Raw genomic sequence first — 15,745 nt, forward strand, 5'->3', positions numbered from 1 at the left:
GTGACCAGCATCATGGATGAGATCAAGCAGCAGTTCGCCGACGAGGTCGAAGACGTCGTCTCCACCATGCTGACCTTCTGGATCGAGAGCCCCACCCGGGAGCTGGAGTCCGGCGAGGCCTCGGCCGCGAACGGGATCACCTCCCCGAGCGGGACCGCGGGGGAGGTGAGCGAACTCCTCGGCTATGTCACCTGGATCGGACTCGGTGTTGCCGTGCTCTCCCTGATCGTCCTCGGGGCGATGCTGGCCCTGGCCAGGTCCCGGGGCGAGGGCGGCCAGTACCTCGGCAAGATGACCCTGGTCATCGGGTCCGTCGCGCTCATCGGCGGTGCGGCCTCGGTCGTCTCGACGCTGATCGGGGCGATGGGCGGTTCCTCCGCCGGAGGGGCCGCCGGGTTCCTCCAGAGCCGCCTGATGTTCTACGTCGGGGTCGCGGCGATCATCTCGGTGATCGTCGGAGCCGTGAAGATGGCCTGGGAGCAGCGCGCCCAGCCCGGCAAGGAGCTGCTCAAGTCGCTGCTGACCCTGGTCGTGGTCTCGGCGACCTGCGTGACCTTCGTCAACATCCTCATCGGCCTGGGCGACGAGTTCTCGACGTGGATCCTGGCGGAGGGCCTCGGCCAGTCCGACCTCGGCGAACTGGCCACGGAGTTCCTGCTCCTCATGGGCGTCAGCTCCTACTTCGGCGGCGGCGGACTCCTCATGGTCATCGTTCTCGGACTGGTCATCATCATCATCGGCCTGATCCAGATGGTGCTGATGATGATCCGTGACGGCATGCTCATCCTCCTCACAGGCGTGCTGCCCCTCACCGCGGCGTTCACCAACACGGAGATGGGCAGGTCCTGGTTCCAGAAGGCCGTCTCCTGGCTCGTCGCCTTCCTGCTCTACAAGCCCGTGGCGGCGATCATCTACGCCCTCGCGTTCGTGCTCCTGCAACGGCCCGAGGGAGAGGCCGGGCTCCAGGACGTGATGCTGGGCGTCACCATGCTCGCCTTGGCCCTGTTCGCCCTCCCCGCCCTGATGAAGTTCGTGACGCCCATGGTCGGCGCCACCGCGGGCAGCGGTGGTGGAGCCGCCGACGCCGCGACCTCGGCGCTCCCCACCGGTTCGGCGAGCGGCGGAGGCGGAGGAGGGGGCGGCGGTGCCTCCGGCGGAGGCGGCGGCGGAGGGAGCGGCGGAGGCGCCACGGGCTCCTCCAACACCAGCGGCGCCCGGACCGGCGGCGGCGCGGGCGGCGGGGCCGGAGGCGGGGCCGTGACCGGAGGCGGAGGAGGCGGCGCCATGGCCAGCGCCGGCAGCGGCGCGGGCTCGGCCGCGATGAAGAGCAACCCCAAGACCGCCGCCGTCTACGCGGCCGCCAAGGCCGTCAAGGCCGTCGGCGAAGCGAGCAAGAAGGCGGTCGACGAGACCGCTTCCGGAGGCGATGGGCCCAGTGGCAGCCGTAAATGACGACATGACCCGCACCGTGCGCACGTACGGGAACTGGCGGGTCCCCGCGTCGGCGGGGCTCATGGGCCTGGGGACGCTCGGCACGGTGTTCCTCCTCGGGAGCCTGGTGCTCATCGTCTTCGTGGTGATGATCGCCGGGCTCCTCCGGGGAGCCATCGCCGGTGCCGTGCTGTCCGTCGTCCTCCTCACCGTGCTCACCAAGGACAAGCACGGCAAGAGCACCATGTCGAAGATGGGAGTACGGATGCTCTGGTGGAAGGCGCGCTCCCTGGGCGCCCACCTCTACCGTTCCGGCCCTCTGGGCCGGGTGCCCTGGGGCCGCTACCAGCTCCCGGGGCTGGCCGCCCCGCTGCGGCTGAGCGAGCAGCAGGACTCCTACGGCCGCCCCTTCGCCCTCCTGCACCTGCCCGCCAACGGCAACCACTTCTCCGTCGTCGTCGCCACCGAGCCCGACGGCGCGGCCCTGGTGGACATCGAGCAGGTCGACTCCTGGGTCGCCGAGTGGGGCCACTGGCTGGCCAACCTGGGGGACGAGCCGGACCTGGTCGCCGCTTCGGTGACCGTCGAGACCTCTCCGGACACCGGTACCCGGCTGCGCCGCGAGGTCGTCGGGCAGATCGACGAGCAGTCCCCCGAGTTCGCACGGCAGGTCCTGCTGGAGACCGTGGACGCCTACCCGCACGGCTCGTCCCTGGTCCGGGCCTTCGTGGCCCTGACCTTCTCCCCCGGCCGCGACAAGAAGATCACGCCCGAGGAGATGGGCCGGGACCTCGCCGCCCGGCTCCCCGGCCTCACCCAGGGCCTTTCCAGCACGGGGGCCGGGGCCGCCCGGCCGCTGCCCGCGCACGAGCTGTGCGAGGTCATCCGCGTCGCCTACGACCCGGCCGCGGCCGTCCTCATCGACGAGGCGCACGCGGCGGGCGAGGTGCCGGAGATCGAGTGGACGGATGTGGGACCCACCGCCCACCAGGCGGGCTGGGACAAGATCCGGCACGACAGCGCGCTCTCCGTCTCCTGGACCATGACCGCGGCACCGCGCGGCAACGTGCAGTCGAGCATCCTGACCCGGCTGCTCGCGCCCCACCCCGACATCGCGCGCAAGCGCGTCACGCTCCTCTACCGGCCGCTGGACCCCGCGCGGGCGGCCGGCGTGGTGGAGGCGGACCTGCGGGCCGCCGAGTTCCGGGCCACGTCGAGCGCCAAGCCGACGGCACGGGACATGCTGGCGACCCGCTCGGCCCGGGCCACCGCCGCGGAGGAGGCCGCGGGGGCCGGTCTGGTGAACTTCGGGATGATCGTCACCGCCACGGTCGAGGACCTGGACAAGGAATCGGACGCGCGGGCGGCGGTCGCCAACCTGTCGGCGGCGTCGCGGCTGCGGCTGCGGCCCGCCTACGGGGCGCAGGACTCCACCTTCGCGGCGGGCCTGCCCCTGGGCATCGTCCTGCCCATGCACCTGAGGATTCCCGTGGAGATCAGGGAGCAGATGTGAGTCGCGGACAGCGCAAGAAGGGCGGGGACCGCTTCCGCAGCCGTCCCGAGGCCGTCGAGACGCCCAAGGTGCAGCCCCGGAGGCCGGGCCCGCGCGGCTGGTCCTCCTACGGCGCGGGCGAGTCCACCATCGTGGAGATGGCCCCGGAGTGGCGCGGGACGACGGTGCAGGTGTGCGGGCTGTGGCCGTTCTCGGTCGGCAGCGGCACCCCGATGGTGGGCGTGCCCGTCGGGCGCAACATCATGACGGGGGCGACCCTGTGCTGCGACCCCATCTCGTGGTTCCAGCGGGCCAACCTGATCTCGAACCCGTCGATGTTCGTGCTGGGCAAGCCCGGCCTGGGAAAGTCGACCATCACCCGGCGCATGGCGACCGGCCTGTCGGGCTACGGCGTGCAGCCGTTCATCCTGGGCGACCTCAAACCCGACTACGTCGACCTGGTGGAGGCCCTGGGGGGCCAGGTCATCAGCCTCGGCCGCGGCCAGGGCCACCTCAACGTCCTCGACCCGGGCCAGGCGAGCGAAGAGCTGGACCGGCTGCCCGCCGAAGCCCGGACCAAGCTCGTGGCGGACATCCACGGGCGCCGGCTGACGATGGTCACCGCCCTGCTCACCATCATGCGCTCCGCCCCGGTGAGCGACCGCGAGGAGACGATCCTCGACCGCGCGCTGAAGGTGCTGGACGAGCGGCACCAGGGCACCCCGGTGTTGAGCGACCTCCTCAAGTGCGTCCAGGACGCGCCCGAGGCCGTGCGGCAGGTCGCCCTGGACCGCGGAAGCCTGACGCGCTACCAGGAGGTCACCGACCACCTGGAGGCCTCGCTGATCGGCCTGGTGGGCGGAGGCCGGCTGGGAGAGACCTTCTCCCGGCCCACCACCACCCCGATGAAGCGCGACCGGCCCGTCGTCTTCGACGTGTCGGGCATCGACGACACCGAGATGGACCTTCAGGCGGCCGTGCTGCTGGCCTGCTGGTCGACCGGGTTCGCGACCATCAACCTCTCCCACGCCCTGGCGGACGCGGGACTGGAGCCGCGGCGCCACTACTTCGTCATCCTGGACGAGCTGTGGCGCGCTCTGCGGGCCGGGCACGGGATGGTCGACCGCGTCGACGCCCTCACCCGCCTCAACCGCCAGCGGGGGGTGGGCATGGCGATGATCTCGCACACGATGAGCGACCTCATGTCGCTGCCGAGCGAGGAGGACCGCAGCAAGGCCAAGGGGTTCGTGGAGCGCTCGGGCATGGTGGTGTGCGGCGGTCTGCCCCGGGCCGAGATGCCGATGCTGTCCTCCGTCATCCCCTTCTCCCTCGCGGAGCAGGAGATGCTCGGCTCCTGGCAGGACCCGCCGGCCTGGGACTCCCACTCGGGGACCGAGAGCGCGCCCCCCGGACGCGGCAAGTTCCTCGTCAAGGTCGGCGGCCGTCCCGGCATCCCCGTGCAGGTGCAGCTGACCGAGGCCGAGAAGTCCATCAACGACACCAACAAGCTCTGGCACAGCGTCTCCCGGACCGGCACGGTCCCGGGGGCCGGGGACGCCGGGGAGAACTTCGGGGCCGCTGAACCGGTCGAGGAGAACACAGGATGAACAGAGCCAGCAAGACCCCGACCGGGATGAACACCGAAGCGGTGCTCATCTGGGTCCTCATCGCCACCGTGCTGCTGGCGCTGGGAACGGTGTGGGTGGCCGTACGCGTCGGCACCGGCGCCGAGACCCCGGTCAACCCCTTCGACGTCCTCTTCGGCGTGCTGGGCGGCCGGATCGCCTGGGGAATGCCCCACACGGTCGTCCTGGTGGGACAGTGGATCCTGATCGTCCTGGTCTTCACCCTCGTCCTTTTGATGCGCCGGAGCTCACGGGCGCGGGTGGACTCCTCCGCAGCCCACATGGGCCGCGGGGACGACCTGGGACGGCTGTCGGAGAAGGGCGCCAGGGCCAAGGCCGCACGGCTCGGGGTGGCGGGCTCACCCGGGGTGCCCATCGGACGCTCCGTCCGCGACGGCCGCATGCTGTACGGCTCCTGGGAGGACATGCACGTCGACATCTGGGGCCCTCGTACCGGCAAGACCACCTCGCGCGCGATCCCGGCCATCCTGGAGGCGCCCGGCGCCGTCCTGGTGACCAGCAACAAGAGGGACGTGGTCGACGCGACCCGCGGGGTGCGCGGGGCCTCCGGGCCGGTGTGGGTCTTCGATCCCCAAGGCATCGCCCTGGAGAAGCCCGACTGGTGGTGGAACCCGCTGTCCTACGTCACCGACGAGGTGAAGGCGGCCCGGCTCGCGGGCCACTTCGTCGCGGGGTCGCGGGACGCCGACGCCAAGACGGACGCCTTCTTCGACGGGGCTGCCCAGGACCTGCTGGCGGGCCTGCTGCTCGCCGCGGCGCTGGACCGCCGGTCGATCCTCCAGGTGTACACGTGGCTCACCCGGCCGCACGACGACGAGGCCGTGGGCATCCTCTCCGGACACGGGTACACCCTGGTGGCCGACAACGTCTCCGGGGTCGTCAACTCCCCCGAGAAGCAGCGCGGCGGCGTGTACGGGACCGCGATGCAGATGGTGTCGTGCCTGATGAGCCGACAGATCGGGCCGTGGATCTCACCGCAGGGGGAGGAGGACGTCCGCGCGCACTTCGACCCGCACGAGTTCGTGGCGGCGGGCGGGACGCTGTACTCCCTGTCCAAGGAGGGCAAGGGCAGCGCGGGCCCGCTGGTGACGGCCCTGACGGTCGCGGTGGTCGAGGCGGCGGAGGAACTGGCGACCACCCAGCGGGGCGGCCGGTTGGGCACACCGCTGCTGGGTGTGCTCGACGAGGCGGCGAACGTGTGCCGCTGGAACGACCTCCCCGCCCTGTACTCCCACTACGGCTCCCGCGGGATCATCCTGATGACGATCCTCCAGTCCTGGTCCCAGGGGGTGGACGTGTGGGGGCAGAGCGGCATGCGCAAGCTCTGGTCCGCCTCCAACATCAAGGTGTACGGCGGCGGCGTTTCCGAGGTGGAGTTCCTCAACGAGCTCTCCCAGCTCATCGGCGACCACGAGGTCGACCGGGCCTCGGTGTCGGGGGGCAGGCAGGGGCGGTCCGTCTCCTGGCAGGTGGACAGGCAACGGACCATGGAGGTCTCCGACCTCGGCTCCATGCCGCCGGGCAGAGCCGTGGTGATCGCCTCCGGCACCCCGCCGACCCTGGTGGAGACGGTGCCCTGGATGTCGGGGAAGCACAAGGAGAAGGTGCTGTCCTCGCTGAAGACCTACGAGCCCTGATCAGCTCCAGTCCCATTCCCTCACTTTTCGACGAACGAGGACCGATCATGCCCGATGAACGCTCGCATTCCTCCTTCTGGAAACACGGGGCCGCCCTGGCAGCCGTGGCCGTGCTCGCCACCGCCTGCGGCGGCGGAGGGGGAGAAGGCGACGGCGGCGAAGGCGGGGACGCACCCGAAGACGCCGTGACCCAGGAACCCCTGGCCGGGGAGGGCATTCTCGGCATGGACTGCTGGGAGGGCGCCGTCAACGCCTACCGCTTCTCCGACCAGGACGGAAGCCTTCTGGCGCAGCACTCCTACAACCCCAGCGGCGCCACGGCGACGGAGGAGCCCCGGCAGGGCGTCGGGCGGGCGCCCGAGGGCGAGTTCACCGTGGCCCTCCCCAGCTGCGACATCAACTACGAGGACGGGCAGGACGGCTCCGACTCCTGGTGGCCGCTCAGCCGGAACCAGGCCCACGAACTGGCCGGGCTGCTCATCCCCGAGACCTCCCAGCTGCTCGTCACCCTCGACGAACAGGCCGGGAGCGCCCAGATCACCACCATCGGCGCCATGTCCTCGGACGGCACCGTCGAGGCCCTGCTGCCCGCGGAAGAGGGCTCCGGCTTCAGCGACACCCTCGGCCGGTTCTCCCCTCGCTACAGTCACGGCGACGGCCTCGTCTACTACCTGGAGAAGACCCCCGAGAGCGACGAGGGCACCGTCAAGAGCCTGGACCCGTCGAGCGGGGACGTTCAGGAGGTCGGCTCCTGCACCGATTGCGACCGCATCATCCTCGACCCCTACAGCGGCCGCGTCTACGCGACCAACTTCCTCCCGGTCGACTCCCCGGAGTACGAGGGCTCGTGGGAACGGAGCGTGACGGGGGGCCGGGAGTACGTCAGGCACTTCTCCAACCGTGAAGGCACCCTGGTCGGGCACTTCTACGTCGAGACCGGGACCGGCTGGCTGTGGACCCGAGCGGGGGGCTCCGGGGCGGGGGCGGTGTCCACGGAGCTTCCGACGAACGAACTCAGGCCGCCGGACGGCTGGGTGAAGAAGATCGAGCACTACGAGGACGACCCCGAATCCGTCCTGGGCGCGCGGCGACCCGCCTTCATGGTCGGCGAGCACGAACTGCTGCTGGAGGGCGACAACCTCACCGTCGTGGGTTTCGATCCCCAGACCCTTGAGCTGAACCCGGAGCCGGTACGCGACCTCATCCAGGGCGGAAACCGGACGAACACCACCCCGATCCTCTCCTCCGACGGCACAAAGGTCCTGTTCCGGTCCACCGCGGGGGACGGCTCCAGCGGCTGGTACTCCGTCCCCGTCGACGGCGGCGCGGAGCCCACGGAGATCGGTGCGATCGGCCCCGAGCACAGCGAGGTCTTCCCGGTCCGCTGGTGACGGCGGCCGGCACCGGGGCGAGGAAAGGAATCGAGGGCATGGCCGGTAACGAGGACTGGCTGGACGAATTGAACGAGTACGCCAACGACAGCGGCGAGGGCGGCGACCCCGAGGGGCTCCACCACAGGAACGCGGTCGACTTCTTCGAGAACTACTTCCGCCACGTCTACAAGCGCCGTGTGGGGGTCCGCAACCAGTACCGCTGGTCCGCGCGCTGGTGGGAGAACGCCGAGGCGCTCATCCGGATCGACGCCATATGGCGGGCGTGGGAGAGCCTGCGCAACGACCCCTCCACGGGCATCAGCACCTGGCTGCGCGACCACGCGGACTACCACATGGGCATCCTGCTCTCACCCGACGGTCCCATGGCCACGGCGGAGGACGCCAACGGGCGCGGCGAGCCCCTCCCGCACGACCCGCCTCCCCCGGGGCACTTCCCCGAGTACTGAAGGCGTCCGCGCCGCCGCGTGGGCGGCGCGGGGCCGAACGCGGAACGCCCGGCCGGTGGCACCGGCCGGGCGTTCCGCTTGCACGGGGACCGTCAACGGCCTCCCCTGCCGTTGTCCTGCCCGGGGCCGCGGTCCAGGTGGCTGCCGCGCCCTCCCCTGGCGGGGGCCGGCTCCTGCGGGCCGGAGGACGCCCCCGGCCGGGCCGCCCCCGTGGTCCGGGTGAGCAGGTTGCGGCTGTCCGTCGTCGCCGGTGCCGCCGCGGCCTCCGGCTGTTCCCGGCCCGGGTCGGCCGCGGTGGAAGGCGCGTCCTCCCGGGCCTCCTCCTGTCCCGCGGACGTGCCGGGGCCGACCTGGGGGCGCTCCTGCGCCGGGTCGCCGCCCGCGCCGGCGGCGGCGGGCTCGTCCTCCCCGGGCCCCCCGGCCTCCCGGTCCTCCTCGGCGCCGGGACGCCCAGCGGCGTCCTCACGGGCGCCCTCGGGAGATTCGCGCTGCTCCTCGACAACCGCCTCGGAGGACTCGACGGACTCCTCCCGCTCCTCCTCCGACGCCGCCTCCGGACCACCCTCCACCCCAAAAGACTCGACGGACTCCTCCCGCCCGGACTCCTCCCCGGCGCCGGGACGCCCAGCGGCGTCCTCACGGGCGCCCTCGGGAGATTCGCGCTGCTCCTCGACAACCGCCTCGGAGGACTCGACGGACTCCTCCCGCTCCTCCTCCGACGCCGCCTCCGGACCACCCTCCACCCCAAAAGACTCGACGGACTCCTCCCGCCCGGACTCCTCCCCGGCGCCGGGACGGGATGCCTCCCCCTCCTTGTCCGCCTCGTTCCATTCGCGCTCCTCCGCACCCAACGGCGGCAGCCCCAGCCGCTCACGCAGGTAGTCGATCTCGCGCGACATGCGCTCCAGCTCGTGCCGGAGCTCCTCCAGGCCGCGCTGCTCCTCCTGGGTGCGCGGAGCCAGCCCTGCGAACCCCTGGGCCATGACCTGGTTCCCCACCGCATGGTGCGGGGACTGCGGACCGAAGACCTGCACGGTCTGATCCAGGTTCACTCCGGTGCGCTGCCGGTAGCGCAGGTTCATCAGCCAACCGGCCAGGCGCGCCCGCAGGCTGTTGCCGCGGTGGCGCTGGATCGCCGACGACGCGTCCGCGATCTTGGCCGGGGTGGCGTCGCTCCACCAGGACGCCCGGCCGACGCCGGCGAACTTCCCCCGGTCCTCGCGCCACTGGGCACGCCGCTCCCTGCGGGTCCGTGGCTGCGTCCCGGTCGGCCCGTTCTCCCGCGGGAGGTCGCGGAACCGGTCCATGACATGCCGGTTCGCCTCCCGGCCGAAGGTCTGGGCGATACGCATCTGGAGGTGGATGGCCTGGAGGAGGGCCTCCTGGGCTCCGTCCGATCTCTGATCTATCTCCACCCTGGACCTCTACTCTTCCTCGTGGGGGTTGGCGGGGGCGGGGACCCAACCGGGACCGCCCCCGGCGCGGGGAGCACTCCGCCGCCGAGGCGGGCGGAGCACTCCGCACACGGTTCACACACCCGATCTCTGCATGTGCGCGAGCCCCTCCACGCTGTGCAGCGCCATGTGGGCGCACGCGTTGCGCGTGGACTCGTGCAGTTCCTGGAATCTGATGACCCTCCCCCACGAGAGGTGCTCGTCGAAGGGAATTCTCACGACAGCCCTCACCATCCCGCTGAAATGGGCTTCGAGGGCCTCGGTCTCGGGGGACGAGGCGGATTTCCGATCGACCTTGGAAATGACGACGACGGCTCCGGCGACGAGGGCGGCGTGGCCGTTCCTGCGCAGCCATTCGAAGGTCGATTCCGCGGCCCGCACCGAGTCGGAGGCGGGTTCGAGGACGACCACGACCTGATCGGCGAGATCCAGCACCTGCCGCATCCCGGGATTGCCCATACCGGTGCCGCAGTCGTTGAGGACGATGTCGTAGTAGCGCTCCAGGAGACCGGCCACGACGCTGTAGCCGCCCTGCCCGTCGAGCTCCCGGAAACCGAAGACGCCGTCACCGACGAGGGCGTGCATCCGCTCCTCGTTCGAGGAGACGTAGCCCCGGAGGTCGGTGAACCCGCTGATGGACCCGGCGTTGTGGAAGAGGTCCCGGACGGTGAGCCCGGTCTGCAGGGGGACCCGGTCGCGCAGGGTTCCCATGTCCCGGTTGACGTCGACCGCCACCACCCGGCTCTCACGCTGGGCGGCCATGAGGGAGCCGAGCAGGACGCTGGTGGTGGTCTTGCCCACGCCGCCCTTGAGGCTCAGGACCGCGACGCGGCGGTGTCCCGCGATGGGCACCTGCATACGGGCGTGGAAGTTCTCCGGAGGAGCGGACCATTCCGGAACGCGCAGGCCCAGCAGTCCGCCGAAACCGAATCTGCGGCGCCGGGAGGGCTTGGGCCGGGAGGGCGCGGGAGGGGCGGCCCCGGGATCGGGGAGCGGCCGCACGGGCGCCTCCGCCGTGGTGCGGGTGCCGCGTTCGCTGTTGATCTCGTGGATGACCGTGTTCCACAGCTCGGCCGACTCCGAAGGGCCGGTGAGGGTGGCGGGAGGGCCGACCTCCCCGGACCACCCTCCCCGCGGGCCCGGCCGGGGCAGGGGGGCGGGGACGACCGGCGGCTGCGCCGCGGGGGTCCCGTGCGTGTACCCCGGCGGGGGCTGGGGAGCGTACACCGGAGGAGCCGGAAGCGGCCCGGACGGAACCCCGTGCGGCGGGGTGGACCGGGCGTCCTCCGCCGTGGGCTGCGGAGCCGGGCGGGGGAGGGCCGGCGGCCGCGGAACGGACTCCGGAGGCGGCGCGGGGGCCGTCCGGTCCGGGGCGTTCCCGCTCCCGTCTGCGGCGGCACCGGAACCGGGTGGGGAGAATCCGGCTACGGGGAGGTGCGCAGGCGCGGGGGTCTGCGCCGGCGGCTGCGCGGTGTCGTCGGGCCGGCCGGTCGGACGGGGCTCCACGGCCGGGTCGCGGTTCCGCCCGGCGGACAGCGCCCTGTCGCGTTCCTCAAGGCTCTGCACGACCATCTCGAACAGCGAGGGCGCGGCGGGACGCGGCGGAGCGGGCTCCCGCCCGGTTCCCTGTGCTTCGGGGGCGAGGGCCCGCTGCCGTGGTTCCACCGCAGGGCCGGGGGGTGCCTCGCCCGGGACGGGCGTGTCGGCCGCCGTCGGACCCCCGGGCGCGGGCTCCCCTTCGGTGCCGCGCGGTACGGCGGCGCCCCGCGCCTTCGACGCCCGGCCCGCCTGCTTCTTCCTCCCCTTGCGCTTACCGGGGTCGACGGTCGTGTCGCTCTCGACGACCCCGTCCGGGTAGACGACGAGGGGCCATTCCTCCCCGCCTTCGACGGTGAGCGCGCGGACCGGGCGGCCGAGTCGTTTCGCGGTGAGCGAGATCAGCCGGACGACCTCGGCACGAGTCGCGTTGAGGTCGGTGCCGGTCACCGAGCTGGCGATGCCGCTCACGGTGACCCTGGCCGTCACCTCGTCGAGGATCTCCGCGGAGATCCTCGGAAACGAGGGGACCGTGCTGTGGTCTCTGCGCATGCCCTCTCTTCCTTCGCTTGGACGACCCCGTTCACGTGTTGACAAAGGTCAATTCGGACAAATGTGCCACCGGAGGTACAGTACTCCATCCCTGAGACAGGGATTGTGAGTGTTCTTCCTGTGTGATTCACACGAAGGCTGTCCGGTTCGTTTCCATTCCCGAATCCGAGCAGAAGGTCATCACCGCAGGTGAAGGCCTCGAAATTCGAAAAGCCGGGAGAGGGGCCACCGCGGCGGAAGGCGGACGGCGCCCGGCAGCACCCGTACGGCGGCCGACGCGGAGCGGACACCGACGGGACCGGACACCTCCCCGGCTCCGTTCGGGCCCACGCCCCGGCCGCTGCGGGCGGTCCCGCACCGCCCCCGGGGCGGGGGACACCCCGGCCGGAGCATCCCCGCGCACGAGCGGACCCGGCCACCCGCAGGGGGTACGGACCCGAGCGACGGGCGTTCCGGCGGCGCGTTCCCCGGAAGGTCAGTCCACCGGGTCGGCCCCGGGCAGGTGCCGGTGCAACAGGTCGACCAGGTCCTGGATCTCGTGCTCGATGCGGTCGCGGACGAACCGGTCGGGGTTCCTCAGGTAGGAGGCCCTGCCGACCTCCGAGACGATCAGTTCAGCGGGGACCCGGTCCTCGGCCGGGGGGATGAACTTCGGGACCTCCGCGAGCGCGTGGATCGAACGCCGGAGAAGAATCGCGACTTTCTCATATTCGCCGGGAACCGCCTGCTCAACGGCGTCACGGGCCAGGGCGAAATACACATCCGAGGCCGCGTGGAACTCACCGGGGTCCATGATCTTGGAGGGCTCGGTCCCACCGAGGGGACCGGGCGGGAACGGCTCGCGGGGCATCAGGAACTCCCATTGCCTCTGGGCGCCGCAGGAAGAGCACGAAACCGAGTAGACGGCCACCGGGCGGTCCCCAAGAGTCCTCAGGGAGTGCTGCGACCCGTCCCACCGCAGGTTGCAGGTCTCGCAAACCTGAATCTCCAGGTAGAGGTGGGCTTCGGCAATCGAACGCGCTTCGAGCATGGTCCGGACTATAGCAATGCCCCACGGGGTGAGTCACAACGGGACTATATGCTCCTCACGTATTCACGATCCGAAATGCCGCCCCCGGCCTAGGAGACCGCAGACGTGACCGACCTGTTCCCCGACCCCCTCAGCAGCGGACGCAGGAATTCGACCCCGGACCGGGAAAGGGTATTGCAGGAGGCCACGGCCGCTCTTCCGGTTCTCCTCCAGGACATCCACGGGTGCACACCCGTCCCGGTTCCCGAGGGCCGGCGGCAGGCCCCGGATGACGTTCTCTTCGCTTTCCAGGACCGGGAGGGCTCCCCTTTCACCCTGCGGCTGGACGCCGTTCCGCTCCCCCGGGGGGAAGTCGGGCGGGTCCACGTCAACTCCTTTTCCCAGAACCACGTCGTGCAGCTCGCCCAGGACATGCGGGCGGACGACGTGGGGATGTCGCTCGCCTATGAGGCCGGAGAGCTGTTCCAGGTCAGGGAGGACACGGCGGCGGGCCTGTCCGCCCGCCGGGACTCCTTCTTCCACTCCCTCGACCGCTCCCGGGACGCCCGGTTGTCCCTGGACGACGCGGGACGTATCGGAGAACTCAACTGGCTCGCCCACATCTCCCACCTTCCCGACGCGTCACCCGAACTGCGCCGGGCGGCCCGGGACGGGTTCTCGAACCGGCTCGACGCGCTGGCCCTGCGCGAGGACTCCCCCGGGTGGAACAGGGCCTCCTTCCCCGGGTGGGAGCGGATCGCGAACGGGCACGCGCTGTCGGCCCGGGCCCACGCGATGTACCGCGAACTGGGCGGCCCCCTCCGCACCCTCCCGGAGCGGGACGCCGCGGCGCTGCGTGCTTTTCGGGAAGGGCGGGAGCAGACCCCCGGCCGGCTCCCCGGCTCTCCCACGTCGTCCGCGGTCCTGCTGGACCCGACCGGCTCCCGGCCGGGCAAGCGGGACCTGGCGGAACTGGCCCGGCGCTCGGGCGAGGTGCGCTCCGGGAGAAGCGACCAGACGGTCGAGGCCCTGCGCAGGAACGCCGCGTCCCTGCCCGAGGGCTCGTACCCGCGGGTTTCGCTCATGATCGGCGGCGGTGCCGCACTGGCCGGCCGCTCCCCGGACCAGCTGGTCGTCGACGGGCGGGGGCGCTGGCATGTGGACCCCATCATGGGCATCGTCCAGTCCGCCGAGCAGGTGCGCCACCTGCCCAAGAGCGGGTTGGGGGACCCTGCGGCCTTCGTCGGCCCGAACGACCGGGTACCGCTGGACGCGATCCGGCTGTGGGAGAACGAGGCGGCGGTGAAGGGGCCGGTCATCGACGGCCACGCCGCGCTGTCCGTGGACGACCGGGGACGACTGCTCGCGACGATCGCCCCGACCGGCGATCGGGACGGCCCCGTCACCGTCGAGGTCAAGGGGGCGCCGGTGGTGGCGACCGGTGTGCCCCCGGAGATCATCCCCGGGGCCTCGCGTGACCTTCCGACCTTCCCCGAGTCCGCGCGGATAGTGGCGGACGAGATCAGCAGGGGCGGCGACCGGGAGTCGCTGGCCGCGGCGGAAAGGCTCAGGAGACTCCCCGACACCCCGGGGAGTGTTCGGGAGGTCCTCGACGCGGCGGAGAGGTTCGGTGTGGACCCCGATCCCGATGGGGATCCGGGGCAGGCCGTGCAGACCCTGAAGGCGTTGGACACCTGGAACCGCGCGGCCCAGGCCGCTCCGGGGCGGCTCCTCATCGGTGACGACGTGGGAGACGGGGACTACGATCCGAGCGTCACCGACGAGTGGCTGATCGGCGGGGCGGGGGGAGCCGCGATCGCCAACGCGGAGATCATCCTGGAGGCGAATCCGAACGCCCGGGTGACCATGGTCGGCGGTCGGGCACCCTGGGTCCTGTCCAACGACGCGCAGTATCTGGAACTGCGGCAGAAACACGACAGGGAACACGGTGGCGACGGCCGGCTTTCCGTCCATGACGCCCGCCTGGGGGCGGTGGAGATGAGCCATGCCCCGGACGGCTCTCCCCGCTTTCACGCCGCGGGCCACACCGGTGGCGCCTACGTCGCCTGCCTCGGACGTGTTTCGCGGGCTCCCAAAGTCCTGGACCCGGTACAGGACTGGTGCCGCGAGAACGGAGGCGAAGTCGCAGGACGGCTGGTCACGAACGACACAGGCCAGTACCTCGGCTACGAACTCGAGTACAGGACCGAGGAACGTGAGATGAAAGCCCTGGTCACCGGCGCCTCCTCGCGCATGCTCCCCACCGATGTCTTCTCACCCGCGCAGCAGAGAGAGGTGAACCTCATGGGCGAGGTCGAGGCCCCCGCGGAAAGCGGGAACGTCGCCGCGGGGTTCATGGCCACCGCGATCCAGGGAGCCAACCTGAAGCAGAGCCGACACCAGGCCGACGGCCCTCCCCAGCCGGACCCCTCTCCTTCGGCACGACGGGTTCCAGGAAACGGAAAACGTCCTTCGATCGAGAGGGAATAAGGCGCCCCGGACCCAGGGTTTCAAATCCTGGGTCCGTTTTCGCTACGACTCTCCGCGCCTATTCTTTACCTTCCGAACCACCGAAGAAGAATCCGGACCAAGGCAATATCTGCCCTGGAATCCACTCACCAGGTCCTTCTCCGTCAAGGTTGCCAACGCCTCTCCGATCGCCTCGACATCCGTGGTCAGGTCCGAATACCCGCCGATCTCCGAAGGCCAGAAGAAGTTCACCGTCGGCTTGTTCTCGTACTCCAAGGCGGCCAGAGAGATCAGAACGTCCTCTTCCACTTTGGTCAAAGAAACCTCAGAATCACTCATGCACCCATCCTGCACTACGCCGCGTGCCCTGAAAAGGTCGGGTCCGGGGGCGGGGCAGGCGATCCGACGACACCGTGGCCGGTTCCGGCCACCCCGTGCCCCTGGGGGACGGCCCCGCGGACGGAATGCGAAGAACGGAACCGCCCCGCACCGGTGATCGGACCTATTCCCGGAGCCGCCCCGCGGACCGGCCGCCCACCCGTGACGGGCGCGCAGGACGCCGGCCGGGCCGCACAGAACGGCCAGGGCCCCAAGAAGGACGGCTGACCGGCGCCCCGCCCGGCGGGGGATTCGGGCAGGGCCCGCCCGGACCGCCCGCCCGCGGCGGGCGGGGCACCCC

11 protein-coding genes are annotated in these 15,745 nt (G+C 71.3%); 7 read left to right on the forward strand and 4 right to left on the reverse strand.

All coding sequences use genetic code 11. The features are described from left to right. Genes BUE45_RS32445 through BUE45_RS08625 form a run of 6 tightly spaced genes read left to right on the forward strand, consistent with a single transcriptional unit; the run spans position 1 to position 8,046 of the window. Positions 1 to 1,452: a TrbL/VirB6 family protein gene (locus BUE45_RS32445; protein ID WP_084737033.1), complete on the forward strand. Its 1,452-nt coding sequence runs from the start codon at positions 1 to 3 to the stop codon at positions 1,450 to 1,452. A gap of 4 nt (positions 1,453 to 1,456) precedes the next feature. Then, a complete protein-coding gene (locus tag BUE45_RS08605; RefSeq protein WP_178378482.1) occupies positions 1,457 to 2,944 on the forward strand; it encodes an SCO6880 family protein in 1,488 nt (495 codons plus the stop codon). After that, on the forward strand, positions 2,941 to 4,530 hold the full coding sequence (locus BUE45_RS08610) for an ATP/GTP-binding protein (RefSeq protein ID WP_073377236.1): 1,590 nt from the start codon (positions 2,941 to 2,943) through the stop codon (positions 4,528 to 4,530). Before BUE45_RS08605 ends, BUE45_RS08610 begins: the two co-directional genes overlap by 4 nt. Further along, positions 4,527 to 6,206 carry a type IV secretory system conjugative DNA transfer family protein gene (locus tag BUE45_RS08615; RefSeq protein ID WP_073377239.1) on the forward strand — a complete coding sequence of 560 codons (1,680 nt, stop codon included), beginning with the start codon at positions 4,527 to 4,529 and terminating at the stop codon, positions 6,204 to 6,206. The genes BUE45_RS08610 and BUE45_RS08615 overlap by 4 nt, the downstream gene beginning before the upstream one ends. 47 nt (positions 6,207 to 6,253) lie before the next feature. Next, entirely contained in the window at positions 6,254 to 7,597 is a 1,344-nt protein-coding gene (locus BUE45_RS08620; protein ID WP_143173295.1) for a hypothetical protein, read from the forward strand. A 38-nt stretch (positions 7,598 to 7,635) separates the two neighbouring features. After that, on the forward strand, positions 7,636 to 8,046 hold the full coding sequence (locus BUE45_RS08625) for a DUF4913 domain-containing protein (RefSeq protein ID WP_084737035.1): 411 nt from the start codon (positions 7,636 to 7,638) through the stop codon (positions 8,044 to 8,046). Between the two features lie 92 nt (positions 8,047 to 8,138). Here BUE45_RS08625 and BUE45_RS08630 read toward each other — a convergent pair whose 3' ends face one another. The 3 genes from BUE45_RS08630 to BUE45_RS08640 all read right to left on the reverse strand — a co-directional run bounded on the left by BUE45_RS08630 (position 8,139) and on the right by BUE45_RS08640 (position 12,618). Continuing rightward, positions 8,139 to 9,461, reverse strand: a complete 1,323-nt coding sequence (locus tag BUE45_RS08630; protein ID WP_073377244.1) for an ICP22 family protein — start codon at positions 9,459 to 9,461, stop codon at positions 8,139 to 8,141. A gap of 114 nt (positions 9,462 to 9,575) precedes the next feature. Further along, on the reverse strand, positions 9,576 to 11,588 hold the full coding sequence (locus tag BUE45_RS33250) for a MinD/ParA family ATP-binding protein (protein WP_245832894.1): 2,013 nt from the start codon (positions 11,586 to 11,588) through the stop codon (positions 9,576 to 9,578). Positions 11,589 to 12,063: 475 nt separating this feature from the next. Continuing rightward, a complete protein-coding gene (locus BUE45_RS08640; protein WP_073377246.1) occupies positions 12,064 to 12,618 on the reverse strand; it encodes a hypothetical protein in 555 nt (184 codons plus the stop codon). 393 nt (positions 12,619 to 13,011) lie between these two features. Between BUE45_RS08640 and BUE45_RS08645 the strand changes: the two genes are divergently transcribed. Continuing rightward, positions 13,012 to 15,087 (forward strand): hypothetical protein, encoded by a 2,076-nt coding sequence (locus BUE45_RS08645; protein ID WP_143173296.1) that lies wholly within the window; start codon positions 13,012 to 13,014, stop codon positions 15,085 to 15,087. Between the two features lie 42 nt (positions 15,088 to 15,129). Here BUE45_RS08645 and BUE45_RS08650 read toward each other — a convergent pair whose 3' ends face one another. Beyond that, positions 15,130 to 15,405: a hypothetical protein gene (locus BUE45_RS08650; protein WP_073377250.1), complete on the reverse strand. Its 276-nt coding sequence runs from the start codon at positions 15,403 to 15,405 to the stop codon at positions 15,130 to 15,132. Between the last annotated feature and the right edge of the window lie 340 nt (positions 15,406 to 15,745).

This window comes from Nocardiopsis flavescens, assembly GCF_900141985.1.
Classification (GTDB): Bacteria; Actinomycetota; Actinomycetes; order Streptosporangiales; family Streptosporangiaceae; genus Nocardiopsis; species Nocardiopsis flavescens.

Bases quoted from the DNA above. Each gene is read 5' to 3' on its own strand.
- BUE45_RS08605 (WP_178378482.1), top strand. From the start codon at position 1,457: ATGACCCGCACCGTGCGCACGTACGGGAACTGGCGGGTCCCCGCGTCG.
- BUE45_RS33250 (WP_245832894.1), bottom strand. From the start codon at position 11,588: ATGCGCAGAGACCACAGCACGGTCCCCTCGTTTCCGAGGATCTCCGCG.
- BUE45_RS08640 (WP_073377246.1), bottom strand. From the start codon at position 12,618: ATGCTCGAAGCGCGTTCGATTGCCGAAGCCCACCTCTACCTGGAGATT.
- BUE45_RS08615 (WP_073377239.1), top strand. From the start codon at position 4,527: ATGAACAGAGCCAGCAAGACCCCGACCGGGATGAACACCGAAGCGGTG.
- BUE45_RS08620 (WP_143173295.1), top strand. From the start codon at position 6,254: ATGCCCGATGAACGCTCGCATTCCTCCTTCTGGAAACACGGGGCCGCC.
- BUE45_RS08625 (WP_084737035.1), top strand. From the start codon at position 7,636: ATGGCCGGTAACGAGGACTGGCTGGACGAATTGAACGAGTACGCCAAC.
- BUE45_RS08650 (WP_073377250.1), bottom strand. From the start codon at position 15,405: ATGAGTGATTCTGAGGTTTCTTTGACCAAAGTGGAAGAGGACGTTCTG.